This is a genomic window from Streptomyces sp. NBC_00273 (assembly GCF_036178145.1).
GTDB lineage: Bacteria > Actinomycetota > Actinomycetes > Streptomycetales > Streptomycetaceae > Streptomyces.
In genome coordinates this window covers 7,894,267-7,919,971 of record NZ_CP108067.1, presented here as the reverse complement: position 1 = coordinate 7,919,971, position 25,705 = coordinate 7,894,267, and the positions used below count along the sequence as shown (strand labels likewise).

Sequence of the window (25,705 nt, the reverse complement as noted above, 5' to 3'; positions counted from 1 at the left end):
GGCCGCAGCCGGGTCCGTCGTGCTGCCGCCACTTCACCCCTGCTGCCGACCGCCCTCCGGTGGCGGCTACTCAGCCGAGCCGCCGACCAGACCATGAGAGAAGTAAGTCAGCCTCCCCCGCATAAGGGTTGGGGCAGACTACGGCGAGCACGGATCCCGGGTGCACCCGAACGTGCGCTAGATCCAGTCGACTTGATAGGATCGTTACGTGTAGGGATATCGTACGATCTCTCATCAAGTGGGCTAGATGGTCAACATCTTTGGTTGACCTGGCCGTACTGTTCAGTTCCGCAACGGGGGGTAAGGCCAGTACATGCGGTGGAAAGCTCGCCGCGTCGGCAAGGGGTATGCGGTCAGCCGCCGTGCCGTACGCAGAGTGGCCGGGAACATCGTTGAGGAAACCAAGCGCCGGGCGCAGCCGTTTGACAACATCTTCCCCCCGCGCAGTGTCCGCGGATCACGACCAGTCCACCGCATTGCCACCCGGGCGTTCACGGGCGCCGTCATCGCGATGGCCTTCGTGTCCACCGTTGCGTTCGAGGTTGTCGCTGAAGTTCCGTACTTCATGGAACCGCACGCCGGCGTCTCGGGTCTGCATATAGGCATGGGCCTGTTCTGTCTCTGCACCGCTGCCGTCGCGGTCTGCGCAGCGGCGCGGCGCGGTCAAGCAGACACCCCGGCGGGCGGTGAAGCCCGGCAGGGTGGTGATGGCCGTGGCGATGGTGCTGGACGTCGTCTACGACGTGCTGCACATGGTCACCACACGTCGTCACGCCGGGCAGCGAGGCGGGGGTTCACTGCACACGCGGAAAGTCTGACGACTACTGGCTCAGCCTGCCCAACGCATGCCTGAGCGCGGGGCGGGTGGCGACCCGAAAGCAAGCGGGGCAGGGGCGATGGGGGGACGGGGCGATGAGGTGGGCTGCTCGACGGAAGACCGCCCGGAGCGGGGAGAGTGGCGGGTTGCGTGCAGAACCAGGCGGTAGAACGCCGACGCACCTCGCGAGAGCGGTCATGCGGTGGCGCGGGGACCCTTCGCGACGCGCCCTCTTGAAGGAATGCGAGAAGCTGCTTGCCGATCTGCCTGTGCCCACTCCCTTCAGTGTCGAGGCGCTGATTCGGAACATGGAGCATGCACTGAAGCGTCAGATTCGGCTGGTGCCTTTTGACGACCCGGATGGAGGGCTGGGCACAGCCTGCGGCCTTCGAGTCAGGACGCCGGAGTTCACGGTCGTGCTCTACCGGCGCCGATCCAGCCGGAACCAGACCGAGCACATCATCCTTCATGAGCTGGCGCACGAGTGGCTGGACCACGGGAGCACCCTGACCGATGAAGAGGTCGAGCGATACGTCCCTGAGCACATCCGGGAGGAAGTCCTTCGTCGATTCCCCTCGGCCCTGGTCCAAGGCCGCGTGAACTACGACAGCCCGGAGGAGCAGCAGGCCGAGTTGTCGGCGTCCCTGATCAAGCGGTTGGCCCGCCGTCAGCCGTTGGCCGGCGACGACATGGTCAGCCTCTTGGAGTCCTCGCTCTCCCACCCGGTTGCTCCGCCGCGGCGTGGCTCCAAGAACGAATAACGGACGGCATGCTCGACTTCTTCAGATACCTGACCGCGGCAGTGATGACCCTCATAGCCGTCTGGCGATTCCCCGCCGTCCGGTACGGTGACGCCCACCGCCGAGCCCTCTGGGGCGGCTACGCCGGATTCTCCGTGGCCTTGTGGCTCTACACACCAGCAGCGCTGCACGCCGTGGACCGCATCCCCGTGATCGACCTGAACGCTCTCCTCAGACACTTCGCCAGCACCGCCGCCATCATCGCGTCCTTGACGTACGTTGCGACCAGCTACGGCAAGAGCTCCGAGGCCGTGGCGCCCCGACACGTCACGGTGTCGCGCTGGATCGCCCGTGCCTCCTACCCGGTGGGCGCAATCGGCGTGACCCTGCTCACCATTCTCTTCTTCACCGTTGTGGACCGCCACCGGCAAAGTGAAGACTTTCTCAGCGATCATGCAGGGGAATTGGGCGCCGCTGTATATATGAGCGTCTTCTACTTCTTCCCGCTCGTCACAACCGCCGTCTGCGGCTACCAGTGGTCGCGGGGGGCGCGAGAAGCCGAGACGACCAGTATGCGAATCGGTCTCAGGCTCATGGGAATCTCGATGTGGATGGGGCTCCTCCATACGGTGGCCCGAATCGTCATCGTGTGGACGGCGGTATTTTTCCCGCTGAGCCATTCCACAGTGGAGATACTCATTGATCTCACGGCGATGTGGATGAACCTGCTCTTCCTGATCGTGGCTGTCGGCGCGAGCATCCCCACCACCAGCGTCGTCGCTGCTCGCTGGAAGACATGGAAGACCCTCTACCGCCTTCACCCGCTCTGGTTCGACCTGGTGAAGGCTTTCCCCGGAACGAGTCTCTATCCGCCCGGGTCGCGCCTGGCCGAGCTGATCCACATGCGGGTCCCCAGCGATGTCCGCCTGGACCGATGGACCCAGGACGTCGCTGATGCCTGCGAGAAGCTCCGGTACTACGCCCCGGAGACGCTCCTGTGGGCTGCTGAGGAGACAACCGCGTCGCACCCCGACCCCGAGCCGAGCGCCGAGGCGTACTGGATCGCCGCGGCGCTCCGTGCCGCTGCCTCCACAAGAGCCAGCCAGTACGCGACAGCCCCGCTCCAGGAGAAACCTTTCGTCGACACGAACAGCGAGGCAGCCTGGCTCGTGCGAGTGAGCAAGGCTTACGCGGTCATCACCCCGGGCGACGCTCAAGAGCTTCTGCAGCAGTCCGCGGAGCTGAGTCTTGAACCGGACGCGTAAAACGTTGCAGCCCGAAAATACTGTTCGAGTTTCAGGTACTGCTCCTTGCGGCTGAAGAAGTCGACTCAATTGGGAGGTCGCGTGAAATAGGAAATAGCCCCCAGGTGCTATTGCCGCCTTTCAGATTCGGGCGGGACCGCCAGTCCCGCAAAGGGGTGGCTGGTACCGTGGGCCAGACAGTGGGTGGCATCGTTTTCCGCCCTATAAATACCGCCGACCCTGGAAAGCGAAGCGCAGGCGCTGTCGCCGCCACGCGTATCCCGGGGCCGGAACGCTGTCCAGTACGGGCGGCGCCCAGATTCTCAGCACTGGAGTTCCTGCATGTCTCAGCACACCGGCCTCGTCCTCGACTTCGGAGGCGTGCTCACCACACCGCTCCTGCCCGTGGTGCTCGCCTTCGAGCAGCGCGAAGGGCTTCCCCAGGGTGCATGTATCTCGGCCCTGTACCAGGACGAAGAGGGCGTCCGGATCACCAGCGACCTCGAGCGTGGAGCGGTCAGCCAGACCGAGTGGAACGAGATTGCCGGCAAGAAGCTGGGCGTCTCTCCCGACAACTTGATGGGCAGGATCTTCGGAGGCCTGCGTCCGGAGCCGCTGCTGATCAACGCCGCCGCCGCGGCGCGGCGAGCGGGGATCAAGGTGGGCATCCTGTCCAACTCGGTGGGCCTCGCGCCCTGGGACCTCTACGACGGCTACGACCTCGACAAGCTGTACGACGTCGTGGTGATCTCCGAGCACCACCAGCTGCGCAAGCCCGACCCCGAGCTCTTCGAGATCGCGCTCAAGCTCATGGAGATGCCTGCCGAGCAGTGCGTCTTCGTGGACGACACCCAGGCGTACGTCCAGGCGGCGGAGCAGCTCGGCTTCGCGGGGGTGCACAACAAGGACCCCAAGCAGACGGTGGCCGACCTGTCGAACCTGCTGGGCGTGGACCTCACCGCCGCGCCGTAGCCGGCCCCCGGGCAGGCGCCTGGTCCAGCCGTCCCCGGCCGTTTGCCACCTCACTGCGAGGTGGCAAACGACCGGGGATCTGCGTTTTGCCGGTGCGGCTCGGGACCCTGGTCGTACGCGTCAGAACTGTGGGACCACATCTGGTACGCGGAAGGTTCCGTTCCATCCCCGGACGAAGCCCGGCCGTCGGCTACCTCGACATGCCGCATGGGGCGTGCCCCAAGCTGCAGCTCAGCCGCGAAGGGCGTCAGGCTGAGGGCGGGAAGCGGCCGGCTCTGCCATGGCCAGGGGCGGACAGCTCGGCGGCGCTGTAAAGGCGTGGCGCCGGCGTCACTGCTCGCTCTGCTTGCCCGGAAGCTTGTTCTTCAGCTCTCCGACGACTTCGTTGATCTTGGCCATCAGGCCGGCCGACAGCCCCGCATGGTTGCCACGGGCGGCGAGGCCGAGGATCTGGCCTTGGTGAATCGACCCGAGGAAGCGGATGGCTTCGAGGAATTCACCGGCCGCAGGGCTCAACTCGGCGTCGTCCTGGAAGAGGGCGATGTCGACCTGGAGAGCATGAGCCAGGCCGGCACGTACTGCGTCCGAGGGAGTCGTTGCGGCGCCCGAACGAAGCGCGGCGATACCATCGGCAGTCATGTGCGTCGTGCCGCTGTGCTCGTTGACGGCCTGCGCGATCTGCTCGTTGGACGGAGGCGTCCGGCCTGCGTACCCGTGCTCCAGAAGATAGTTGATCTTCTCGCCGACCGTGCGAGGTGCAGACGGACGGGCTTCCCTCAGCGGCCGCACCCTGCGGAGCCCGAACGAGACATCCTGCGCGGCCAGTAGCTCTTCCGTCGTCACCCCGTAGGCGCGCGAGAGAGGTCCCACGTAGGCATCCTGGAGCCGACGCCTGCCGGACTCCGCGTTGCTCAGCGGCACGCGACTGGCGTTGATGGCCTCGGAGGCCTGCGCCACGCTGAGGCCGGCGTCGCAGCGAAGCAACTGCAGGTCCACGGCGCCGTCGTAGGGGAAGAGGACGTCAAGGTCCTGACCAAGTGCCGACGCGATCCCCGGGAGTTTCTCCCCCTTGGGGAACTCCTCGCCGCTTTCCCATCGCGCCACGGTCGGGCCGCGGACACCTACTTTCGCGCCCAACTCCTTCTGGCTGAGCTCCTTACCCCGTCTGACAGCCCGCACTCGGCTGCCGTCGAATTGACGTGGCACATGAACTCCTGCGACTTGACGGTCTGGACCTCGGGTGGCGACAAGAGAACCCTAACGGCAACTGGCTTGATCGATCCATGCATCTACCGTACGTTTCTGTATCGCACCTGATGGTGGGGCTCTGCTCGCGCGTCGATCCTATGCCCTGGTTAGTCCATCGCTGAACTACTCGCCCTGTTCAAGGCGGGTCCACCGGACCCGGTCATGCAACGGTCCAGGAACCTGGAAGGATCCCACCGATGATCCAGCCCCACCCAGAGGTGTTCGACTCTGGCGAGTTCAAAGGTTTCAACGAAGCCCGGCGAATCATGTGGTGCTATGAGGCTCGTGCCCGCGTGTGCGAGCGGTTCGAGGAGACGAGCTTCATCGACGATACCAACGTTGCAGCGGTCCACGTCGACAACACCACCAGGGCGGACCGCGTGTTCCTCGTGGCATTCGACGAGGCCGGCCAGCAGGTCGGCGTTGACACGCTCTACATCGACGGACCGAATCAACACCTCGACATCGCTTCCGAGTTCGACCACGACTTCACTGGGATGGACGTCGTGCCGGACTCGCAGCTCGACCAGGCCATCTCTCGCGAGAACGGCTGGGTCGTCAACCTGAAGGTACTGCGCGAGTACGAGCCCTTGGTCGATCGCCGGGCCACGCAGCGTGCGGTGTTCTTGATGCATCTGCAGGACATGATGAAGACCGGCGATGTCCGCGGATTCCTGTTTGGCCGAGGTGAGTCCGATGAGACCGATGCGGCGTGAGGGACCACGATCTTGTACATCGGACGACCCCGCTGACCAGGCTGTCGGCGGGGTCGCCTGATCTCTGACGCTGTTGCGGCGCCGCGTTCTCGCAACGAGGGGGGATCAGCACAGCTGATCCGGGTGTCGAACCCGGGCCGACTGCAGGCGTGCCGTGGACCGGCTCGCGCCGGTCCCGGGTGACGCCTGGCGGTGAGCCCCACGAGGTCGGGCAGTTCGTCTTCGACGCAGTCGCCTTCTAGGGGCGGAACCCGTGAGCGAACCGCTGAGCAGAACGGCATCCCGTCCATGGACGACGAGATCGAGAAGCTGCGCCGGCTGCGCACGCGACTGATGGACCTGCAGGCCGCCGGTCAGCAGAGTTCTCCGCCTGAGGACACGACGCCCTGACGGCCTCGTGGCGTCAGGGCGTCGATTCAAGCTCGGTACGTGACGGTGTTGCCCTGTCGCGTCGTCACACCGGCGGGATGAGCAGCGAGGCCCCCGCGTAGATGAGATCCTGATTCTGGACCTTGCTTATCTCGATCAGAATGCCGATCGGAACCCCCGTCGTCCCCGAGATCGCGGCGAGCGTATCGCCCGGCTCGATGGTGTACGGCTTCGTCTTCGGCGCGGGCTCGGCCGGTGCTCCCGATCCGTTGGGCTCGTCCTCGCCCTCGTCGCCGCGACCGGGCGTCGGAGCCGGACTCGCCCCGCTCTCGTCCTGCTTCGCCGTGCCGCCCTCGCTCGGCTGCTGGGCGCTGCCGCCTCCGGCGTCCTTCTCGTTGGGGTTCCCCGGTACCTCGGCCGGGGCGTGATTGCCCTGCAGTGCCTGGGTGAAGCCGCCGTCGGAAGTCGCGAGCTGCGTCAGGCCCCAGCCGGCGAAGAGCGCTGCTCCGCCCGCCATGACGCTGGCCGCGATGAGCGGCCCTTTGCCGAAGCCCATCGGGCCGGCGTGACTCCCGGCAGTTGCCCTCGTCCGTGCCGTCGGCTTCGACGCCGTCCCCGCTGGCTCCTGAATCGTAGCCGCCATCCCTGCCTCAACTCCTCTATGAATAGCATGCAGAGTCATCCTGTCCGACATTGACATTCTACTCATAGTCGAATCCAAGTCGATACGATAAGGGATTGAATGGCGGTCGGAATCCTGTCCGATGGGTCGCCAATGGATCCCAGAACCATCGACCGCCAGGCCGAACGAAGGAAGCGCACCACCATGGCCAACGACGATCATTCACGCCGAGGTCCAGTTCGCCGATCCGAACAACCCCACCCTCGAGGGGCAGTTCGTTTCCGAGCGCCGCTACGGCTCCCCGAAGCGGCCCGAAACCGGACCCATCTACTCCATCGACTCGAAGGGCACCACCCTGCCGGTCATCGCGGTCCCTTCTTTGAACGGCGACGGCACCTACGACCAGGACGAGTCCGGCCGGGAGCTCGTGCATGGCCTCGACGTCACGCTCGTCCTTCAATAACCGCGGTCCGGCCCTCAAGCAGGTGATCGTTCACGAGTAGCCGCGCTACTACAATGCCGGCGACATCGATCAGGCTGAGCTGGCTGCGCGTGGCATCGTGCTCAACGGCACGCCGCGCTCCGTTCAGGCCGCCCCTGCCCCTCCCGCCGCTGTCCCGGTGGCGACCGAGGTGAAGGACGCGCAGCGCGGCCTCCAGCGGCGGGGTGCACACGCCGGCGACCGCGGCGATGGCCGCGGCGAGGTCGGGGTGCTGGACCGGTTAGTGGAAGGCGAGACCGGTAAAGGCGGCGGCGGAGGTCAGGGCGGTCAGACCGATGGCGGGGTAGTGGCCGCGCCGGTCCAGCAGGCGTCCCCACAGGGGGTGGCCGATTGCAGCCGCGAGACCATGCACGGCGGCGAGGGCTCCGGCCGGGCTCAGTGTTCCGCCGTCGGCCCGGGCCGCGATCAGGATCGCCAGCGGGGCCATTGCGACCGGCAGGTGGCCGATCACGGCGCCTGCAAGGAGGCGGGTGACGTACGGAGTGGCGGGCACGTCGCGGGGCTCACACTCGTCTGGAGCTCCGGCAGCATCGAGGGCGCCGTCAACCGCATCAAGAAGATCAAGCGGCAGCTCTACGGCCAAGCCGGATTCGAACTACTCCGCAAGATGTTCCTCCTCCAGTGACGCCCAGGATGGCTCCCCAGGATCTGCGTCTTGCGACAGGGCTGTCACAGCTTCAAAGATCGCTTGATCTTGCCCCAGAGCGAGAGGCGACAGTGTCTGAGTCGATCACATGAGCGGGCGGTCTGTGCTCGCTGACAAGACGAGGACGAAGAGGGGGAGCTCGCGTGACCGCGACCTGCGTCATTCTCGACATCGGCGGCGTGCTGGAGATCACGCCGGAAACGGGATGGGCACAACGGTGGGAAGCTCGGCTGAAGCTACCGATGGGCACTGTCCACGAGCGAATGCACGACGTGTGGCGGGCTGGGAGCGTTGGGAGCATCAGCGAGCGAGAGGTGCACGAGCAGGTGGCCGCCCGTTTGGGTCTCGACGCCCCCCAGGTTGAAGCCTTCATGGCTGATCTCTGGGAGGAGTATCTGGGTACTCCGAACGAGGAGCTCATCGACTATGTGCAAGGGCTGCGCGGAGTCTGCCGGCTGGGCATCCTGAGCAACAGCTTCGTGGGCGCCCGGGAGCGGGAGACGACGCTGTACCACTTCGACGAACTGGTTGAGCAGATCGTCTACTCGCACGAGATCGGCATCGAGAAGCCTGACCTGCGGGCCTTCGAGGCCGCCTACGCCAGTTTGGACGTGCGGCCGGAAACCTGCCTGTTCATCGACGATGTCGCAGTCAACGTTGCGGCCGCCCAGGCGGCGGGCATGCAGGCGCATCTGTTCGAGGACAACGCCCGGACCATCACGCGCATCGCGGCTCATCTGAAGGCCCGGCCCTTGGCCCCGGAGTGGGTTCCGCTCGGATGACGTCGGCCTGGCCGGTCTTCAGCCTGGTCGGCGCTGGGCCCACGGAGACGGGCACCGGCGAAGGTCTTCGTCCAACCAAATCTGGCTGGCGACTCCCGAATGCGTCCCCTATGTAAACGGTCAAAAAGACGTGGTCCTCGTGGTACATCGACGGGAAGCGAGGGCCGACCAGACAAAACGTCGTACCACGTCGGCGCTTCCACGGGGTACACCTGACGCAGGAAAGAGCCTCGCGGTACAAGTGTTTGCCCAGGTCAGGCGCGGCTTTCAGGTGCGTACCACGTCTTGTGGTACCGCCGGCAGCTCGACGCGCCCCCTGGCGACCAAGGTGAAGCGGACTTCCGCACCGAGCCGCCGTGCGGCTCACAGGCGGCGAGGCCGAGCCCCATCGGGAGTGGAGCCGCAGGAACATCCTCAATGCCCTGAGGCTCTCGCCTCTCCGGCCTCTTTGCGTGCTCTGACGAGCGCGGGGCTCAGATGACGCGATTCAGGGGCGACTGCGCTTCAGCCTCGCTCCTATCCCGCACGGGGGTCTCGGGACTGCGGCTACGGGATCGCTCGTCTGCTTCGACGACGTAGAGGATCTCGCAGGAGAGACGACGAGAACGTGCGTGTGACCGCGATCGAAGGTGGGCTTCTCACCGGTGTCGAGGTCCGGACGGATCTTCGCACGACTGATGTCGAGCGTCTCGGGATGGACGAGCTTTCCTCGCGAGTCGTACGTGCAGGTGCCGACGACAGCCATGATGAGATCCTCTCCCCTCCTGATGAGCATCACTGAATAGTTACCTTCAGCCACACGCCCGGTGGCCGGATCGCCCCAGTCATCACGAACATGCCCTCCGTACGCGGGACCGGTGGCTGGCAGGCCGTCAGGTCCAGTGCGGAGGGCACCATCGTTTTCCAGAAGAGGCCGAGTACCTCGCTCACTGCATCGCGGACTCGCCTCCCGGGGCCTGGACTGCGCCTGGCGCGGTCAAGCCGGCGACCCGCCGGTAGAGCCCGAAGGCACAACCAGCGAAAGCCAGGTACAGGAGCACTGCGGAGACGGGGTTCGCCAGAGCGAAGAGCGCTTGTGCTGGGACAAGGGCGGCAGCGAGGTTGAAGCCCAGGTGCAGGAGCACGCAGGGCCACAGAACGCGCGTGTGTTCGTAGATCAGGGCCAGGAGCACCGCCAATGGCAGGGTCGAGGCGAACTGTACGGCGTTGCCGTGCAGCAGGCCGAACACCACGGCGGTGACCAGCGTGGAAGCGAGGATGCTCACCCGCTTGCGCAGCAATGGGTAGACCAGCCCTCGGAACAGTGCCTCCTCTCCCGCAGGAGCCGCGACCATGGCGAGCAGCAGGGTCGCCAGCACTCCAGCCGCGTGCCTCGTCTGGTTCGACGCGTCGAAGCCTGTGGACCCGGTCGCGGCGTAGATCCACAAGGCCAGCGACTGCCCGGCGAGGAATGCCAGAACCGCGCAGCCGACGGCGGTCCACCCGAAGCGCGGAATTTCCGTCCTCGGCCGCGGGGCCGGCGCATGCGCGAGCCACTGGGGCCGCTGGATCCTCACCGAGCCGACCAGGACGACAACAAGCATGCCCAGGACGGAGGTCGCGACGATCGGCTCGCCGATGAGGCGGACTGCGACGGTGCCCAGACCGAGGTAGGCAGCGACGACGGCGAACGGCACGAGGGCGCACCACCCGATGCCGAGCAGACGCGAAGTGGTCGGTGGCGTCGTCATGGTCTTCTCCTCTACGGGGCTCAAGCAGCCGTGGTGATCTGTTCGTTGATGACGGCCTGGACGCGGGTGTAGCCGCGGAAGGTGTTCAGCTGCAACGTCGCCGTGAAGCGCAGCGTCCCGAGCTGGGTACGGCTGGCGCGCTGCACGAAGCTCTGGATCACGTCGAACTTCTCCTCAGCGACGTTCCACCACAGGCAGGCCAGGCAGGACAGGCCGGACCGGGTGACCAGGCGCAGGTAGTGCGATTCGGATCCGATCCGGTCCGCGCGCAGGCCCAGGGGCTCGATCGCGATCTCGACGACCGGCGTGGTGAAGCCGTACCCGAAGTGCTTGAGGCCCTCGGTCCGGCGCACCAGCTCGAACAGCGGCTGCAGATCTTCAAGGCGGGCGTCACAGTCGGCGTCCGGGCCGAGCACGAGATCGCCTTTGGGCCATCGGTGCTGACGGCGAGCAGGGCAACCTGCGTGGTCTCCTGCAGCACGGCGGCCTGGCCGTCTCTTCCGGATCTTGCCGGACCCGCGACGCCCGGCACCGCACCTGATCCCCCAGGCTCCGTCCGGGGAGACCCCCAGGTTGTCGGGGCGCCCGAGTGCGTCCAGTACACGCTGCACCCCTCCGCCTTGCCATGTACGGCACCGGACGCCGCGGGCCCGGCCGACAAGATCCGAAAGAGACGACCTAGGTCGCCCAGCTTCTCGGCCTTCGCGACGCGAACGCCGCAGGCCTGCTGGTGTCCGATGGCGCTGAGACCGTCGTGCTGCTCCAGGCTGGTGATGATGTCGAACCACCTCGGCGCGCGGCCGGAACCGCTGACGAAATCGTCGGGGCCGGCAGGCCGGTTGACGACGACGACCGGGTGGCCGTTGATCCCCATCATCCGGTTGGCCAGCAGCCCGTACGTGCCCGGGGGGCGTCCAAGAGGTACACCCACGGGGCCAGAGGCTGGTCCCCGGCGATCTCGCCGGCCTGGGCGAAGGCCTTGAGCACGATCGCGAAGCCCTCGAAGGCCCGGAGGAAGACCGGGTGATGCGGCTCGGTGCGCAGCAGCTGCATCAGCATCGACTGCTCGATGTCGATGTCGATGTCGATGGCATCGGGGTCGGCGTCGAACCCACCCCTGGGATTGGGGATGGTCTTCGGCGCGGCGACGCGCAGCAGGCGGGCAATCGAGATCGCATCGCGCACCAGCTGGCGGTTCTCGTACGGCACGGGCATGACGTCGGCGACAGTGCCGAGGCCGGCGAACAGACGCAGCAGGCGGATCTCCCAGAGCTTCTCGGGCCGGTGCACGCGGGTGTACGCCTCGATCACCCGGTAGAGGTCGTGGGCACCGCAGATCCCGGTGTGGGCGTAGGTCTCGTCGATCCGGCACGGGTCGACAGTGATGTCCGCGGTCGAGCCCGGCGCGAGCTCCTCGTGGTGGTCGGTCACCAACGTCGTCCAGCCCAGGGCACGCGCGGCGGCGATACCGCGGTGGGAGTTCGCTCCGCCGTCGCAGGTGAGCAGAACCCGGGTATCAGGCCGCTTCGCATGGATCTCGGCGACGCCCTCGGGCGCGAGCTCGCGGCCGCGGCGGTAGTCGGGCAGGTGCAGCTCGACGTCGAAGCCAAGCTCGGACAGGCCTGCGTGGCCGAGGACGCCAGAGGAGATGCCGTCCATGTAGAAGTCGGGGGCGATGCTGATCTTCTTGCCCGCGCTCCGGGAGTCATGAAGGGCTTCGACCATCTCGGCCAGGTCCAGGAGTTCGTCGTGCTCGGTGGACTCGATCTCCTTCAGGTGCTGATCCGACCATCCTCTGCGTTGGCACAGCAGCATGAAGAGGTCGATGTCCTCGTCGGCGAGCGAGTGGTCGTCGACGGCATGAAGCGTGGACATCGTGGAGGCCCTCTCGATCGGGGTCGCTGGTCGGTGGAGAACGGGGCATGAGACGCCTTTCAACGTTACTGCGATTCTAGCAGTAACAGTCACTTCTTCTGCCAATTCACCAGCATCTTTGAGCCTCATTCGGGCCCCAAATGGCACACTTATGTCGAATGATTGCGACAGGCTTTCCAAAGTCCTTGCGCATCAGCTACTCTCGCCAGTATGGCTATTCGAAGCATTGTCGAGTCAGATCTCAGTGGTAAGCCGGATGCGGCTACCGTGACCTTCGGCCTGGGAGACACCTGGTACGAAGTCGATCTCACAGCTGAGGAGAAGAAGAGCCTTGAGGCTGCGCTGAAGTCGTACATGGAGGTCAGCCGGAAAGCCGGGAAGCCTGCACCCAAGAAGCGAGTCGTACCTGAGACGACTGCCGAGGAGCGAGACAAGATCCGCGAGTGGGCCAAGGAGAAGGGCCACGAGTTCGCGGATCGGGGGCGCATCCCGAAGAAGGTCATGAAGGCCTACGACGAGGCTCACGGCATCGATCGGAGCAACTAGCGCCGAGCCTGATGTTCGCCTCCTGGCCGACTCCTCTCGTTCACCCCCGAAGGGCCCTGCAGCACACTGCAGGGCCCTTCGCGCGTCTTCAGACCGGATGGATCACGTTGGTCGTCTTGATCCCCGCAGCTCGCGCTCGAGCCCTGCAGTGGATGGCGCCGTGCGAGAAGTGCCCCGATGCATCCGGCATGAGGAGCTGCTCCTGGCTTCGCTTCGGGCATCCGGGCTGCCGGCAGAGGTTGAGGAAGGCCGTGCACAGCACCTGAGCCCCGGCCTCGCGGAAGACCTGGGCGGCGCCGACCATCTCCTGGTTCCGCTGGAAGCCGGCTGCTCCCCTGTGGGCCGACCAATCGGCGGGAAGGGCGGTGATCTCGGAGCCTGCTTCCCGCCACATCAGTTCAGCCATGGCGTCGGCCCCCTTGGGACAGTGCCCCGAAAGAAGCACCGGCCGGGTGGCGTTCTCGGGCCCCCAGCCGCGCCAGGCGTCGCCGAACGTCGCACGCATGCTCTTCGCGTCGTTCCAGCTGCGGGAACCGGTGACGAGGACGACGCTCGAGGACGACTCTGGAATCATTTCAGCAATCATTCGAGTCTCCTCTCCTTATGACTCGGTGGTCTCCACAGCTGGAATCGAGAGCCGTGGTCATGACGTTGGGCAGGCGCGGCGGCCTGCATGCCGCTGCCCCATTCCGGCCGGCCGGTACTGGACCCGATCACGGCCAGGCCCTTCTCCCGATGGAGCTCGACCCGGATCTGATCGTCACTACACACCGGCATGAGGTGGGCGATGTACATCCCGTCACCGCTGCGGGGGATGTTCACGGTGACGACCGCGCTGTTCTCGTCGTCGGTGAAGTCGACGTTATCGACGTCCCCGACTTCGCCGGAGCGCATCCTCGGCGACGGCTTCGCTGTCCGACTGCTACAACTTCGGCACGCAGCAGGCTCCTTTATCGCAGGACGAGTTCAGGCTGGGACTGCGTCGTTGTCGTGCCTCTGCGTGGACTCGGGTGGGGTAGCGACCATCGAGTGCGGACCCCGGTGGGGTCCGTGCGATCTCGATGTTCAGCCCAGCTCCCGTGCCAGCCCTGCTGGCTGACGACCCGGAAGATCCCGCTTGAGTGATCCACCCCTGGCCGGATCGCACTGCGAGCCACCGCGCGGAGCGTCACTTCTCGCCTGAGCCAGGCGCTGCCCGCCCGCCTATCCGCTGCTGCACCCTTCACCCCTGTCCGCTCGCTGGTCCGCACGTCTGTGGACAACTGCGGCGGGGCAGCGTTGGGGTTCGCCTCTCGAGCGCAGGGCTGGGCATGGCCAGAGGGAGCGCCGGCGACCGAGGGACCGGCGAGCTCAGCGCCCGGTGGAAACCCGTCGGGCTATGCCTGACACGTCATCGGAGCGCAGTAAAGAGGCCGAGCGGAGCGAGGGTCCGCAGGGCACGCGTTATCAGTTTCCCTTATGCCCTTCACTTCCTTGTCGCCGTCCCCGCTGTTCCACGACTGGAGCATGAGCGGAAGCCTGGAACATCAGGGGAAACGGTCCGTACCCTCTCGACTCGTACCCCTCCCCCCTTTCGTGCGGCGGGAGTACGGGTCTGGCTGTTTCGCCTGGTCATCACACCTTCTGGCCGTACCGCTGTTTCGTCGTTCCGGATACGGCCGTACCCCCGTGCCGATCCGTCCTCGTGAGGCACGAACGAGGTGGGGTACGGGTCTGCTCCCGACGGCGCACAGCTCCGGTTCGCCACCGTGCTGCCGCAGGCGGCACAGCCCTCGCCTAGCAGCGGATCCGTCCTCGCGCGACGCCGTCGCTTCGGCTGTGGATAACGCTCTGCTTCATCGCTCGCCGCTGACGGCGTAGCCGGCCTCGCACCATCGTGTTGCTGGTTGCACCGACCTGGATTCGCCGTGCTCTGGCCGTTGCTCCGGTAGTGCCGCGGCGGCGTGCCAGCACGTGACGCACCGCGCCGGAGGCGGGCGTTCGGCACTACCTCGTCGACACACGATCCGGCCCGGGGCCGTGTTTCGTTTCGCGCTTGCGCGGCGAGCCCGGGGCGGTCTCTCGTGGATGCATCAGAAGAAGAGAGCCCCGGCTGCGGCGACCATCCGCCCATCGGGCACAGCGAGCAGCTCGAGGGGTATCGGAGCGTTGTCGTCTTCCTCCAGGGGGCGCCTCCGCAGCAATGCCTCCGAGCCCCTTCCACCCCACGGCCCGTGCTGCGCAAGCACGTCGCTCCTCGCATGCTCGCTGGGTGTGGGGCCTACTCCCCCCGTCGACCCTTCTCACTCTGCGCGACCGTGTCGGCTCGATGACGCCGCCGTGCCGACCGCCGCGCCAGCGCTGTGTCGGTGTCTCGCTGACAGCTGTGCTGGCCACGCTCCGCCAGCGGTCCCTGACTGTCTCAACGTACCCGCCGGATGGCTTTGACAAGGGGGCGGTCAGGCCTCGCGGCCCCGTGAAACAGCACTCCCCTCGCGTCTCTGCGGTGACCCATCGGAACACGCAGGGGCCGCGACTGGGACACGTATAAGACACCGACTGATGCTGCTGGGTCTTTCAGAGTCCCGCGCGTGTCCGCACAGTGTCTCGTGCGCGCTCCAACAGTGCCGCCCCGGTGTCGTATGCAGTGCCCTCGGAGGACGCGTCTGCGTCGGGGAGCCGGGTGGTGTCTCTGAGGAGGCACGGTCGGGACACCAGTGGGAGCTTACGCGTACCTCCGTTCGGCTTCCCCGAGACCACGCCCTGACGTCAGGTGTCTCGCAGGTGTCCCGTGGGAGCCCTTGTTGCGTTGCATGTGGGACTCATAGGCGCATGGCGCCGTCGGCTTGCGCCCAGTCGTCTGCGGCAGGGGCACTGCAGCGTCTCGCAGGCGTCCCCGCCAGAGACGACCGGGGACATTAATGGCGTCCGACTCGTGTATCGAATGAGACTTGCATGGGCCTCAATAGGGACACTAGAGTGAGCCCATAGCGATTCGAATCCGAAGGAAAGCATGAAGGGTGGCGAGTCCATGTGACAGAGCGAGAGACATCCGGCGAACGACTGGATGGAGTGCAGGAGCGAGCGGAAGGGCGAGGTGAGTGCAATGGCGAATCAGCCGAGTGAACCTCGCAAGATCCGCTGGACCGTGCCCGCTGCCGACACCTCGGTGATCGAGTGGCTCGATCAGCAGGAGAACATCTCGCAGTCGCTGCGACTGCTCATTCGGGAGTCCATTCAGCGCGACGGATACGTCGACGTCTACTACAAGCCCGTCGAGCAGCTGCCGCGTCGCGGCCGGCCGCCGCTGGAGAGCACCGAGCAGCGCGAGGACGACGAGGCGGTCACCGAGCGCCGTCCGGCCGCCATTCCTCGCCGGCCACAGCCCGTGGTCGCCGACCAGGCCGACGCCGTCGTCGAGAAGACAGCACCAGCGCCGGTAGTCCGACCCGAGCCGGTTCCGACACCTGTTGAGACGGTCGAGGATCCTGCGGTAAGTGCCCCCGGCCCAACCCCGGAGCCGCCGAAGCTGGCCTCCATTGACGAAATCATGGCGAGTACTCGGCGCTGAGTGACGCGGTGAATTTCATTTTCCAGGCAGACAACACAGACACCGAGGGACCGGATTCATGAGCGCCAACAGCAACGACATCATCACCCTCACCGGCGGCATCGACGTCGGCAACGGCTACGTCAAGGGCGTCATCCAGAATACGAAGCGGGAGATCTTCGACGAGATCGATCTGCCCAGCGCAGTCGTCTCGACTTCCCGCACCTCGCCGAAGGTGCCGCTCCCCGACGCGGATGCGGCCTCCGTGATGGCCGGCGACTTCTACAACCAGCTCGACTGCTCGCTCACCACAACCCTGGTAGCGGCGTCGGACCGCCGAATCTTCGGCCGGGCAGCGCTGAGCGTGCGCGGCTCGAAGTTCACCGAGTTCGAGGTACTGGGCAAGCACTCCAAGGCTGATCAGGAGCTGAGCAAGGTCCTGGTCCTGGGTGCCTTCGCCGCGAAGGCCCTGCGCGACTACGTCCGCGAGAACGGCGCGCTGCCCGATCACGAGCTGCGCGTGCACGTGCGCGCCGGCCTGGCGCTGCCGATCTCCGAGTTCGTCGCGCGCCGCCACGCCTACGCCGCCGAGTTCATCGGTCTGCTGGGCAGCTCCGACCCCGCGGTGCACCTGGTGACGATCAAGAACTTCAGCACCCCGGTCTCGGTGCGCCTGCAGTTCGTCGACATTCAGGTGATGGCCGAGGGTGCCTCCGCTCAGTTCGCCATCACCGACAAGGGCGAGCCGCTGGCCCAGGCTCTTCTCGATGATCTGCGCACTCGCGACGCCTCCGTCGTGGAAGGGGTCACGGCCTCCGATCTGGTGGCGGTGCAGAACACCATCGGCGTCGACATCGGTGAGGGCACCGTGAACTTCCCGGTCTTCACCGGTGGGCGGTTCAACCCCGAGGCGGCAGCCACGCTCGACGAGGGCTACGGCACCGCGCTGATGAACGCCATGGAGCGCATGAGTGAGTCGGACGCCACGCTGCAGTTCTCCTCACGCAAGCAGCTGGCGGACTTCCTCCACGCGAAGCCGTCTGTGCTGGTGAAGAATCGTCACCAGCGCGCCGCCGGCTTCGTCGAGGACGAGGCCAGCTACCTGGTCGACGAGATCGTCTCCTCCTTCGGCGACGTCCTCTCCCAGGCCGGTGCGACGACCGAGGTCGTCTACGTCTACGGCGGCGGCTCGGGTCCTATCAAGCACCTGCTGCACCCTGCGCTTCTGAAGGCCGCTGGCGATGTGCCCGTGCTCTACCTCGACTCGAGCTACTCGCGACACCTGAACCGCGAGGGCCTGTACATCGCGGCACGGCACGTCGAGCAGCAGGCCGTCGCCGCGAAGCCCGCGGGCAAGCACAGTTAAGGAGGTGGCCTGATCCTCAGGCTGATGCCAGAGATCGCGCTTTCGACTGCGGCGACACCCTGCTCGGCGAGGGCGTCGTCGACGTACTTGATGGAGAGCAGGGTGTGCTCGGTGCGCTCGGGCATGGCGATCTCCCCCGGAAGATGTGATGGACTCGGCAGTGAGACTCCCGGCGCTGCTCTGCAGCGGAGCGCCTGGCTCACGGCTGTACTCCTGGCATGGACGTGATCTTCCGAAGGCCAGACCGGATCAGCTCCGCTGATCATGCAGAAGGGGAGAGCCCCCAGTCGGCTACGGCTGGGTACTGCCGTCCGGCACGAGGATCGTGATCCGGTCCTGACACAGTTGCTGGCCACCGTTCGAGAAGAGACCACTCAGGCTTCATGTGACCGTGCCTTCCTGGTCGGGCCCGATCTTCGGCCACCCCCCTGGCGTGCGGGTCCCCGGTGTAGCTCGGGTTCGACGCATCAAAGGGCTTGACCGTGCAGCGCAGCCGCTCGAGGCGTGGCGTCCGGTCTGCCTCGTGTGGAACGGTGATCCGGACCTCGATGTCGTTGGTGAAGGTCAGGTGGCGCCCGAAGGGGTTGCCGTGATGGCGACGCGCACCGTGTGTGGCCACTGGTGCCCGTCGGGCAGCATCGACCACCACTCCTTCCACTGTGCCTCGCTGCTCGCGCTGCCGGTGTACGGCGCCCGGGCCGCGCCGCGCGCGTATGTCGAACCCAAACCGCATCAGGTGCCACCCGGCGGCGATCTGCAGTCCTTCCGTGTTCGCGCAGCGTGGCGCCCCCACCGGCGAGCGGATACGCCATCCGGATTTCCGCGACGGTCGGTCGGGCGCGGCGGCGGCCTTCTCCCGCTCGTGGGCAACCGCGCCGACCGCCAGCGCGAGCGCGCCCTTACGGGTGGTGCTGTGGTGCCGACCTGCCGCCGCTCGCCGCCGACTTCGCGCACCATCCAAACCGGTTCCGCGTACCCGGTGACCTGGTACACCGCACAGGTGCATTGCGGAAACCGGCGTGCGGTCAGTGCCTCGCCTCGAACCGGGAGGGACCGGCCAAAGGCCCCGGATCCGCAGGCGCCGTGGCGTTAGAACGGAGGGCGGAAGAGGCCGCGGTCTTCGCACGAGCCGCACGGCGGTTCCGGGGTGTGCAGAGTCTCGCCGGACACGTATGACAACGGGGCCAGGACGGTGGCGAGGTCGACCTTCCGGCCTCGGACGATCTCGGCGGCTGGGACATCGATGCGGAAGCCGCTGGCCGGGTAGTCCGGGTGGTCGGAGAACACCACGGCACACATCCAAGCGCCGGAGTGGCGCTTGCGCGGCAGCGGCTCCTCCTCGACACCCTCAGACAGAGCCTCCTCCTGGAACTCGATCGGCACCACGACGACGCGGTAGGCCTGGTGAGTGCGCGGCTGCTGCCAGGGCAGTTCGACGAGCAGGTCCTTGGGCCACTCGTCGATGGTCACGGGCAGAGTTGACAGGTAGTGGTTCAGCGAGCCTTCGGGGGCCTGGGCCAGCCGGGTCCGCTCCTGCTCTTCGGTCTCGATGCAGCCGATGCGGCTGAGGAAACTCATGATGGTCCGTGCTCCTTGGTCAGTGCTTGTGCTGGGGGTTGGGCCGCCCGCATGGCTTCGAAAGAAGACGAGTTCGTCGAGTTCGCAGCGCCCGCCGTAGATGTGTGCGGCCTCCAGGGCGGCGACGCCGATGCCGATGAGGAGGGAGCTGGCGGCGGGCGAGCCCGTCATGGGTTCGCCCGAGATCGCAGTTGAAGGAGAGAAGCAGCCGCTCAGCGTGTTTCGCTGTATCCGCACTCGGAGCACGTGTGCGTGGCCTTCTTGCCAGCGCGGATGTCGTAGGCGCTCGACTCCATATCGCTGGCGCAGTTCGGGCAGTTCATGGCTCGACTCCTGGCGGGACAAGGACGTTCTTCAACGTCAGATCCGGATCAGCTCTGCTGATCCCTTGTGCTCACTGCCTTCACGGGGCGAGTAGGGCGAGCCACGAAAAAACACAGCACCCCGGCGCCGCACCTGCCCGAAGGCAGAGCGCGCACCGGGGTGCTGGGGAAGTTGGAGCTGCAGAGATCTCCAGGGACACGCCGCAGGGATCATCTGCAGCGCTCAGGAATCGAACCCCTTCCGTGGTCGGTCTGCACGGTGTGCCCACTGGCGTACGCCGAGGATCAGCCGGCGCACTGCGGACTTGATCCGCTCCGTGCAGAAGTCTGTGGTGGGTTTGTCAGGCCAACCGCCATACGGCTGACCGACTTCCTTCGAAGGTGACGGGCTGCTCCGCCTGGACGTGAGATCCGAACACACCAGCTCGCCCCCGTGCCCTTGCACAGCTCGTGATCGGCCAGACGGTCTTCCGCGCTGTCACACGGCATTCGCGGCCAGAAAGCCGAATCTCCAGCGCCGCTTCACGCCCATTCGGACATGACCTCCTGGATCAGGGGCAGCACCGATGGAGGCTGGAGGTTGAGGGCGGCCAGGGCCTCCGGCGTGGTGAGGGGGGTCTCGACGAGTTCGTAGGTGCCGCGATCGACACGCGTGAACTCGCTGCCGGTACGGTCGTCGAAGGCCCAGGTGCGGACCTCGGCGAGATAGACGTGCTGGATCTCTTCGCGTTCGGTGTCGGCGAGAGTGCCCAGCAGCCGGACGATATGAGCCTTCCCGGCAATCTCCTCGTGGATCTCACGGTGGAGAGCCGCTTCCGGGGTGGGGTCGCCGTCCTCGATGCCGCCGCCGACGAGGACGTGGTAGACGTCGCGGCCGGGGACGGTGCGGCGGATGATGAGCATGGTGTGGGCCGGGGTGATCAGGACGGCACGCACGCGTTCTTTCACTGTGTCTCCTCAGGCGTTGCTGTCGAGGAGATCAGTTCATCATCCAGCCGCCATCGACGTGGAGAATCTGACCGGTGATGAACCCGGCCGAAGGACTTGCCACGAAGGCGACAGCGGCGGCCACGTCATCCGGCCGCCCGCGGCGGGGAACGCACTGGCGGGCGATCTGGTGCTCGGGGGACACCCGGGCGGAGGGCGGGAGGGATTCTTCAGCAGGAACCTGGATCGCTCCGGGCAGGACCGAGTTGACGGTGATCCCGCACTCGCCGACCGCGACGCCAGTCGAGCACTCGGCCCCCTGTTCTTGCCCCGGGAGGGACCCGCCCGGAAACCTTCCGGTTAAAGACTCCCTCAGCCCCAACCCAAGATGAACCCGCCCACAGAAAACCCGCAGATAAGAATCGGCACTAATAGCGCAGGTAGCTTAGGTTTATGCGGGTCAGCCCTTCGACTTCACCTCTTCGTACTGGACGCAATGGGTAACCACGGACGTACCGGGAACCGACTTACCGTTCACTATGGTCAGCGTGCTCACAATCTGCGTGTCGTAGTCGAGACACTTACGGTCGTCACACCCGCTGAGGCTCAGCAGGAAGAGCGGCATCAGGAATGCCACGACGACAAGCCGCCACCGAATACTCATCAAACTCTCCTTAACGCCAACGGGCCACATACCGAAATTGGTATGTGACCCGTGACAGAGTCGCTATTTAGCTTTCCTCGCGCAGAAGGTAACGGGCGAGTCTCAGAATGTCCTCAGGCTCAGCGTCCACCTGTAGCCGGGATGACTGAACCAGGCTTACGGCCGTCCGATACACATCCGCACGCATGGCAACCTCTTCGGCTTCGCGGATTTCTCGGCTGGTCGGCTCAGGCAGCGCCATGAGCGAGACCCTGAAGAAGGTTGGCAGCGTCAGCATGCGTCAGAACCACAGTGGCCACCGTGCGGCCCTCAGCGTTCCATCTGTACTTGGCGGAGCACTCAGAGGAGTACGCCGACACCTGACTCCTGAAGGTGTAACTGTGGCCAGCATGGACATTCTGGAAAGAGACCGTCATCCTTCGATCCGGACCAATCTGCTCGCACGTCGCACGCGATGTGAGAGCATAGGTCAGTGAATAACGCATTCTCTGGTGTAGAGATTTTCGATGTCCGTCGCATCCGCTTCGCCGAAAAGGCGTGGCACCCAATTTCTGAGCCAGACCGCCTGACTATGGAACGTGCTTGGTCTGAAGCGGTTCAGGAAAATCCGAACCTTTTCGACGGGCCCACAGTAGCTTGCATGAATGTAGAGTGGAAGGAACCAGGGAGTTTGGTTCTCTCCTGGGCAAGGGCGGCATACAGATACCGTATGCTGCGTCAGATTTCCGACGCTCCCTCCGTTTCATCCGTTTTCGTGTGCGCTGCTCAGCCGACGGAGGACGGGCGTCTTTTGGTGGCCCGCATGTCTTCTTCAACGTCCACCCCCGGCCGATGGCAACTGCCGGGGGGCTCCATGGAGCCCCCTCTTAGGGGTGAGTCTCTCGATGTGGCTCTGCTTCGCCGACATGCGGCCCGAGAGCTTATGGAGGAGCTCGGCATCGACACATTGCCTGAATCCCTGTCTTTGTGGGTTGTCACGCGTGGCGCGCGGGGTAGTGTCGGTTTTGTGTTTCGCGCTCCTGCTCTACCTGCCGAATTCCTGCATCAACGATTTGCGGCTTTGGTGTCCTCGGAGCGAGAACAGGGTCGGGCTTCTGAACTCGACAGGATCGCGCTGATCGACTCCGAGGCCGAGTTGTCCTGTCTTACTGGGGAACATGTGGACTACCTGCAGCCGATCGTCCGCCGGAATTTTGAGTTTTCTGCTTCTTCTGGTTCCGCTTAGTTCCTGTCGAGGGTCTGGGCTGGGTTCGCCCTCCCAGGGGAGGCCCGTCGGTTTTCTCTCTGTGCATGGTGCGGCGTGTGCTGCCTGGTCCGATGACCAGGCAGCACTTGCAGTCATTCCTCGGTGAACTCCAGGCCGGTTTCAGGCACGTACTGGGCGGGACGTGTCGTGAGGGGAGGCCAGATCCGTGAGACTGCGTGTGCTTGTGCGTCTCCCTCCGGCCCCCAGCCGAGCAGCAGGTTCGCCTGTCGAGCAGGAATGAGTACTCGTTGGTACTTCTCCCCGGTGTCGCGGTCTGGGGCTGCGGAATCGAGGCCCCGCAGGAGTGCTCCCAGGCGCAACTGAGCGTAAGGCGGACGGCCGTGCTCTCGCACTTGCTGATAGCCCAGCGGGTAGGGGGTGCTCAGCCTTGCTTGCACTTCTTCCTCTGCCTCGCGGGCCAGGGTTTCGAAGGGGCTCTCTCCGGCTTCGGGGCGCCCTCCGGGCAGGCTCGGAACGCCGTGCCGGTCGAGCATCACTAGAACACGGCCGTGTGGATCGACGAGCCATCCCCAGGTCTGTTGCACTGGTATCTCTTCGGGCGGTGTGAGGCGGGGATGCCAGGTGAAGCGGGATCGGGTTCGTTCTGCTTTGGTTGCGGGTTGGAGAACGTTGCGGCCGTCGACAAGCCTCAGGGGCTCCTGGCGGGTCGGCGACATGGTGTTGAGGATCGTTGCCCGGCAGACGGCTTTCAGCCGTGACGCGGCAGAGGGCGTCATGGCAGCGGTTGCCTGACCCACTGGGGTCAGGCAGTGTCCGGCTGCGGGTGGAGCACTGCTGGGAGACAGGCGTGCGGACATGACATGGACGGTCTGCGGTCCGTTGTAACCCTCGGCTTCGTCGATGGCCAGGAGCGTTGTCTCTGCGAGGGAGAGGTTCAGGCCAGCTGCCAGACGTCGTGCTGCGCTGTAGGGGTTCTCGCGGGTCCGAATTCTGGTATGGGGTAGGTCCCCGGGGCGGGGGCCGCCCTGCGTGAGCAGGACGGCCCCTTCGCGCGTAGTGACCAGCAGGGCGGTGACGCGTGCCGGTCGGCGGCGGGTGGACATCTATTCTCCTTCTTCCTGTGCGGGACTGCCGAGGGCGTTGATGGCCTGCCGGTGCAGCGTGGCGAATTCGGCTGCATTGGCGTCGTAGCCGGCGGTGGCGATGACGAGGCCCTTCGCACCACCTCCCGGGATTGGCAGGTCCATGTCATTCTTGATGGCGTGTGCGACGGTTCCCGAGCGGCGAAGCAACTCGGTAAGCCGGACATCAGCGTCCGGGTCCTCCCCTCCCGGGGTCGCGTTGTCGCCGACAGGCAGGACCCATACCGCGTCTGCCCCGGACAGCGATTCCGGCCAGGCGGTCAGGTCACGCTTGTTGCGGCGCCCCCAAGGGGCCACCGCGATGACGAGGGTCCGGTCGGGGTGGGCCTGGCGGAGTGCCTGGATGAGGGCACGGACCTGGTCCGGCTGACGTGCGTTGTCGTCCACGACGACCAGTCGCTCGTCCGAGTGCACGACGCTCATGCGCCGTCCCGGCAGACGGAAGTCAGCCAGTCCGGCGGCAATGTCGCTCGTCTGGAGCCCGAGGTGCAGCGCGGAGACGATGCCGCAGGCTGCGCCGGGAATCAGATGCGGTCCGGGAGCGGGGACGGTCCATGTTCCGGCATCGCGCCCGCCATGGGTGAGCCGGAAGGTGGAGTCCTTGGTGTCCTGCCGCAGAACGTGAACCTGCCACGGACCGCCGGCTCCGATCACCTCGATCTGCCCGGCAGTTCCGGCAGCGGTGAGGTGGGGGGACATCAGGCCTGCCACCTCGGAGGGCATGACGATCAGGCCGGGAGGAGTGGGTCCTTCGGTGAGAAACTTGGTCATGCTCCGCTCGAACCCGGCCGTTCCGGCGCCGAGATCGTCCTCGTGGTTCTGCACCATGTTCAGGGCGATCACGATCTCAGGGGTCAGAGCGCTGTAGGCACTGCGGTACTCGCAGGCTTCGACCACGGCCCATTCGCCGGTCGCGAGTTCTCCGCCGCACAGCAGCCCCGGGACATCGGCTCCGATGTAGGCGGAGGGAGCGACACTGGACAGGATGCGGTGAGCCATGGCTGCGGCGGTGGACTTGCCCAGCGATCCGGCGACGGCCAGGATGCGCTTGCGGTGCTCGGAGAACAGGTGCTGGACGAATTCCAGGCGCGCCATCTGGTGGATGGGGGCGGCCGTGTCCACGGGTACGGCCGCGCTGGAGACGAGCAGGTCGACGTGATGGGGTACGTGATTGGCACCGAGAGCCACGGGTACGCCGTGGGCGGTGAAGATGTCGGTGCGGTGGTTGGGCACCAGGTCGTCGCCGGTCACTCGCATGCCGGCGGCCAGGGCCAGGGAGGCGGCGGGGGCGATTCCCTTACCGCCAAGACCGCTGAAGTGCGCGGCCGTCGGGAGTTTGGTGCTGGGGAGGGTGTTCGTCATCGGTTGTCGCCGTCCTTTTCGGTGGTGTCGAGTGCGCAGATGGCGGCCAGGCGCCCGAGGCGGTGCAGCTGCTCGTAGCGGTCCTTGTCTTCGGGGGTGTCGACCTCGAGCCAGCCTCCGTGGACAGGCACGGTGTGGGCTGTTCCGCCGGCGTTCAGCCAGGCGCGGAGAAGGGTGGTGGTGTCCCAGCGCTCGGCTGCGGGCTCAGCCCCGAGGGCGTCGCGGTAGAAGGAGATGAGCTGTCGGGCCCCGTCCGGGTCCAGGCGCAGGAGTCCCATGAACTGCGCGTGCACCTCGTGCAGGCCGCGAGGGGCGCCGCCGATGTCCAGGAGCCTTCCGTTGGCGTCGAGGATGAGGCGCTCGGCGTCGGCGAGGGGGTCCGCCATGCGCTCGCTCCACACCTCGAGCCAGGCGGTGTTAACCGGCAGGGTCAGCGGAGCGGACGGGGCGCTCAGCAGAGTGGTCAGGACGCGAGGCTCTACAACGATGTCGCTGTAGGAGATGACAGCGCCGTCCTCCAGCAGGCCCGCGTCTGCGGCCACCAGGAGGCTGGCGGCCATGTTGGTGTGGGCCCACCGGGGGCTGTGCAGGGTCCGGCAGCCGGGAGCAGCCTTGTTGATGAGGTCCGACTGGTAGCCGGTGACGATGGTGATGTCACTCAGCCCCGCGGTACGGAGGGCGTTGAGAAGCCGGGTCAGCATGGGGATACCGGCCAGCGGCACGAGGGATTTGGGGCGCTGGTCGGTGAGCGGACCGAGACGTGAACCGCGGCCAGCCGCGAGGATGATGGTGCGCATT

At 66.0% G+C, this 25,705-nt stretch carries 30 protein-coding genes; 11 read left to right on the top strand and 19 right to left on the bottom strand.

Annotated elements, in window-relative coordinates:
* Nucleotides 1–457: 457 nt before the first annotated feature.
* Nucleotides 458–667 (bottom strand): hypothetical protein, encoded by a 210-nt coding sequence (locus OG386_RS35465; protein ID WP_328791458.1) that lies wholly within the window; start codon nucleotides 665–667, stop codon nucleotides 458–460.
* A gap of 383 nt (nucleotides 668–1,050) precedes the next feature.
* Here OG386_RS35465 and OG386_RS35460 point away from each other — a divergent pair, with 383 nt between their 5' ends.
* The 3 genes from OG386_RS35460 to OG386_RS35450 all read left to right on the top strand — a co-directional run bounded on the left by OG386_RS35460 (nucleotide 1,051) and on the right by OG386_RS35450 (nucleotide 3,773).
* The gene (locus OG386_RS35460) at nucleotides 1,051–1,578 is read left to right on the top strand and encodes a hypothetical protein (protein ID WP_328791457.1); all 528 of its coding nucleotides are present in this window, start codon (nucleotides 1,051–1,053) and stop codon (nucleotides 1,576–1,578) included.
* Between the two features lie 8 nt (nucleotides 1,579–1,586).
* Nucleotides 1,587–2,822, top strand: coding sequence for an MAB_1171c family putative transporter (locus OG386_RS35455; protein ID WP_328791456.1), 1,236 nt, complete (start codon nucleotides 1,587–1,589; stop codon nucleotides 2,820–2,822).
* Between the two features lie 321 nt (nucleotides 2,823–3,143).
* Complete coding sequence (locus tag OG386_RS35450) at nucleotides 3,144–3,773, top strand: HAD-IA family hydrolase (RefSeq protein ID WP_328791455.1); 630 nt, start codon at nucleotides 3,144–3,146, stop codon at nucleotides 3,771–3,773.
* A gap of 330 nt (nucleotides 3,774–4,103) precedes the next feature.
* Here the strand turns inward: OG386_RS35450 and OG386_RS35445 are convergent, their stop codons facing one another.
* Nucleotides 4,104–4,952 carry a helix-turn-helix transcriptional regulator gene (locus tag OG386_RS35445; RefSeq protein ID WP_328793481.1) on the bottom strand — a complete coding sequence of 283 codons (849 nt, stop codon included), beginning with the start codon at nucleotides 4,950–4,952 and terminating at the stop codon, nucleotides 4,104–4,106.
* A 266-nt stretch (nucleotides 4,953–5,218) separates the two neighbouring features.
* Here OG386_RS35445 and OG386_RS35440 point away from each other — a divergent pair, with 266 nt between their 5' ends.
* The gene (locus OG386_RS35440; protein WP_328791454.1) at nucleotides 5,219–5,737 is read left to right on the top strand and encodes a hypothetical protein; all 519 of its coding nucleotides are present in this window, start codon (nucleotides 5,219–5,221) and stop codon (nucleotides 5,735–5,737) included.
* Between the two features lie 454 nt (nucleotides 5,738–6,191).
* Here the strand turns inward: OG386_RS35440 and OG386_RS35435 are convergent, their stop codons facing one another.
* Nucleotides 6,192–6,662, bottom strand: coding sequence for a LysM peptidoglycan-binding domain-containing protein (locus OG386_RS35435; protein WP_328791453.1), 471 nt, complete (start codon nucleotides 6,660–6,662; stop codon nucleotides 6,192–6,194).
* A 208-nt stretch (nucleotides 6,663–6,870) separates the two neighbouring features.
* Between OG386_RS35435 and OG386_RS35430 the strand changes: the two genes are divergently transcribed.
* Nucleotides 6,871–7,191 (top strand): hypothetical protein, encoded by a 321-nt coding sequence (locus OG386_RS35430; RefSeq protein WP_328791452.1) that lies wholly within the window; start codon nucleotides 6,871–6,873, stop codon nucleotides 7,189–7,191.
* Between the two features lie 259 nt (nucleotides 7,192–7,450).
* On the opposite strand, the gene OG386_RS35425 is transcribed toward OG386_RS35430, so the two are convergent.
* Complete coding sequence (locus tag OG386_RS35425; RefSeq protein ID WP_328791451.1) at nucleotides 7,451–7,681, bottom strand: hypothetical protein; 231 nt, start codon at nucleotides 7,679–7,681, stop codon at nucleotides 7,451–7,453.
* On the opposite strand from OG386_RS35425, the gene OG386_RS35420 reads away from it, so the two are divergent.
* Nucleotides 7,670–7,855, top strand: a complete 186-nt coding sequence (locus OG386_RS35420) for a hypothetical protein (RefSeq protein ID WP_328791450.1) — start codon at nucleotides 7,670–7,672, stop codon at nucleotides 7,853–7,855. The two genes, OG386_RS35425 and OG386_RS35420, sit on opposite strands and share 12 nt — an antisense overlap.
* 164 nt (nucleotides 7,856–8,019) lie before the next feature.
* Complete coding sequence (locus OG386_RS35415; protein ID WP_328791449.1) at nucleotides 8,020–8,658, top strand: HAD-IA family hydrolase; 639 nt, start codon at nucleotides 8,020–8,022, stop codon at nucleotides 8,656–8,658.
* A 487-nt stretch (nucleotides 8,659–9,145) separates the two neighbouring features.
* On the opposite strand, the gene OG386_RS35410 is transcribed toward OG386_RS35415, so the two are convergent.
* From OG386_RS35410 to OG386_RS35395, 4 genes are all read right to left on the bottom strand, one after another.
* Nucleotides 9,146–9,433, bottom strand: coding sequence for a hypothetical protein (locus tag OG386_RS35410; RefSeq protein WP_328791448.1), 288 nt, complete (start codon nucleotides 9,431–9,433; stop codon nucleotides 9,146–9,148).
* Nucleotides 9,434–9,584: 151 nt separating this feature from the next.
* A complete protein-coding gene (locus tag OG386_RS35405) occupies nucleotides 9,585–10,388 on the bottom strand; it encodes a CPBP family intramembrane glutamic endopeptidase (RefSeq protein WP_328791447.1) in 804 nt (267 codons plus the stop codon).
* Nucleotides 10,389–10,408: 20 nt separating this feature from the next.
* The gene (locus OG386_RS35400) at nucleotides 10,409–10,804 is read right to left on the bottom strand and encodes a hypothetical protein (protein WP_328791446.1); all 396 of its coding nucleotides are present in this window, start codon (nucleotides 10,802–10,804) and stop codon (nucleotides 10,409–10,411) included.
* Nucleotides 10,805–11,261: 457 nt separating this feature from the next.
* Nucleotides 11,262–12,263: a DHH family phosphoesterase gene (locus tag OG386_RS35395; protein ID WP_328791444.1), complete on the bottom strand. Its 1,002-nt coding sequence runs from the start codon at nucleotides 12,261–12,263 to the stop codon at nucleotides 11,262–11,264.
* A 210-nt stretch (nucleotides 12,264–12,473) separates the two neighbouring features.
* Here OG386_RS35395 and OG386_RS35390 point away from each other — a divergent pair, with 210 nt between their 5' ends.
* Nucleotides 12,474–12,809, top strand: a complete 336-nt coding sequence (locus tag OG386_RS35390; protein WP_266843015.1) for a histone-like nucleoid-structuring protein Lsr2 — start codon at nucleotides 12,474–12,476, stop codon at nucleotides 12,807–12,809.
* A gap of 88 nt (nucleotides 12,810–12,897) precedes the next feature.
* On the opposite strand, the gene OG386_RS35385 is transcribed toward OG386_RS35390, so the two are convergent.
* On the bottom strand, nucleotides 12,898–13,383 hold the full coding sequence (locus OG386_RS35385; RefSeq protein WP_328791443.1) for an SLOG family protein: 486 nt from the start codon (nucleotides 13,381–13,383) through the stop codon (nucleotides 12,898–12,900).
* A gap of 8 nt (nucleotides 13,384–13,391) precedes the next feature.
* Complete coding sequence (locus tag OG386_RS35380; RefSeq protein ID WP_328791442.1) at nucleotides 13,392–13,703, bottom strand: hypothetical protein; 312 nt, start codon at nucleotides 13,701–13,703, stop codon at nucleotides 13,392–13,394.
* Nucleotides 13,704–15,894: 2,191 nt separating this feature from the next.
* Between OG386_RS35380 and OG386_RS35375 the strand changes: the two genes are divergently transcribed.
* Together OG386_RS35375 and OG386_RS35370 are read left to right on the top strand one after the other, a co-directional pair.
* Entirely contained in the window at nucleotides 15,895–16,359 is a 465-nt protein-coding gene (locus OG386_RS35375; protein WP_328791441.1) for a hypothetical protein, read from the top strand.
* Between the two features lie 58 nt (nucleotides 16,360–16,417).
* Nucleotides 16,418–17,704, top strand: coding sequence for a ParM/StbA family protein (locus OG386_RS35370; protein ID WP_328791440.1), 1,287 nt, complete (start codon nucleotides 16,418–16,420; stop codon nucleotides 17,702–17,704).
* On the opposite strand, the gene OG386_RS35365 is transcribed toward OG386_RS35370, so the two are convergent.
* The 6 genes from OG386_RS35365 to OG386_RS35340 form a co-directional block, all read right to left on the bottom strand.
* Nucleotides 17,701–17,829, bottom strand: coding sequence for a hypothetical protein (locus OG386_RS35365; protein WP_328791439.1), 129 nt, complete (start codon nucleotides 17,827–17,829; stop codon nucleotides 17,701–17,703). The two genes, OG386_RS35370 and OG386_RS35365, sit on opposite strands and share 4 nt — an antisense overlap.
* A gap of 439 nt (nucleotides 17,830–18,268) precedes the next feature.
* On the bottom strand, nucleotides 18,269–18,430 hold the full coding sequence (locus tag OG386_RS35360) for a hypothetical protein (protein ID WP_328791438.1): 162 nt from the start codon (nucleotides 18,428–18,430) through the stop codon (nucleotides 18,269–18,271).
* Nucleotides 18,431–18,793: 363 nt separating this feature from the next.
* The gene (locus OG386_RS35355; protein WP_328791437.1) at nucleotides 18,794–19,282 is read right to left on the bottom strand and encodes a hypothetical protein; all 489 of its coding nucleotides are present in this window, start codon (nucleotides 19,280–19,282) and stop codon (nucleotides 18,794–18,796) included.
* A gap of 845 nt (nucleotides 19,283–20,127) precedes the next feature.
* Nucleotides 20,128–20,553, bottom strand: a complete 426-nt coding sequence (locus tag OG386_RS35350; RefSeq protein ID WP_328791436.1) for an NUDIX hydrolase — start codon at nucleotides 20,551–20,553, stop codon at nucleotides 20,128–20,130.
* 31 nt (nucleotides 20,554–20,584) lie between these two features.
* The gene (locus OG386_RS35345; RefSeq protein ID WP_328791435.1) at nucleotides 20,585–20,914 is read right to left on the bottom strand and encodes an SDR family oxidoreductase; all 330 of its coding nucleotides are present in this window, start codon (nucleotides 20,912–20,914) and stop codon (nucleotides 20,585–20,587) included.
* 78 nt (nucleotides 20,915–20,992) lie between these two features.
* Complete coding sequence (locus OG386_RS35340) at nucleotides 20,993–21,196, bottom strand: hypothetical protein (protein WP_328791434.1); 204 nt, start codon at nucleotides 21,194–21,196, stop codon at nucleotides 20,993–20,995.
* Between the two features lie 472 nt (nucleotides 21,197–21,668).
* On the opposite strand from OG386_RS35340, the gene OG386_RS35335 reads away from it, so the two are divergent.
* Nucleotides 21,669–22,421, top strand: a complete 753-nt coding sequence (locus tag OG386_RS35335; RefSeq protein WP_328791433.1) for an NUDIX hydrolase — start codon at nucleotides 21,669–21,671, stop codon at nucleotides 22,419–22,421.
* Between the two features lie 113 nt (nucleotides 22,422–22,534).
* On the opposite strand, the gene OG386_RS35330 is transcribed toward OG386_RS35335, so the two are convergent.
* From OG386_RS35330 to OG386_RS35320, 3 genes are read right to left on the bottom strand one after another with little or no spacing between them, the layout of a single operon-like run.
* Nucleotides 22,535–23,506 (bottom strand): NUDIX hydrolase, encoded by a 972-nt coding sequence (locus OG386_RS35330; RefSeq protein ID WP_328791432.1) that lies wholly within the window; start codon nucleotides 23,504–23,506, stop codon nucleotides 22,535–22,537.
* Nucleotides 23,507–24,907 (bottom strand): glutamate ligase domain-containing protein, encoded by a 1,401-nt coding sequence (locus tag OG386_RS35325; RefSeq protein WP_328791431.1) that lies wholly within the window; start codon nucleotides 24,905–24,907, stop codon nucleotides 23,507–23,509.
* Nucleotides 24,904–25,704 carry a phosphocholine cytidylyltransferase family protein gene (locus OG386_RS35320; protein ID WP_328791430.1) on the bottom strand — a complete coding sequence of 267 codons (801 nt, stop codon included), beginning with the start codon at nucleotides 25,702–25,704 and terminating at the stop codon, nucleotides 24,904–24,906. The genes OG386_RS35325 and OG386_RS35320 overlap by 4 nt, the downstream gene beginning before the upstream one ends.
* Nucleotide 25,705: the final 1 nt, after the last annotated feature.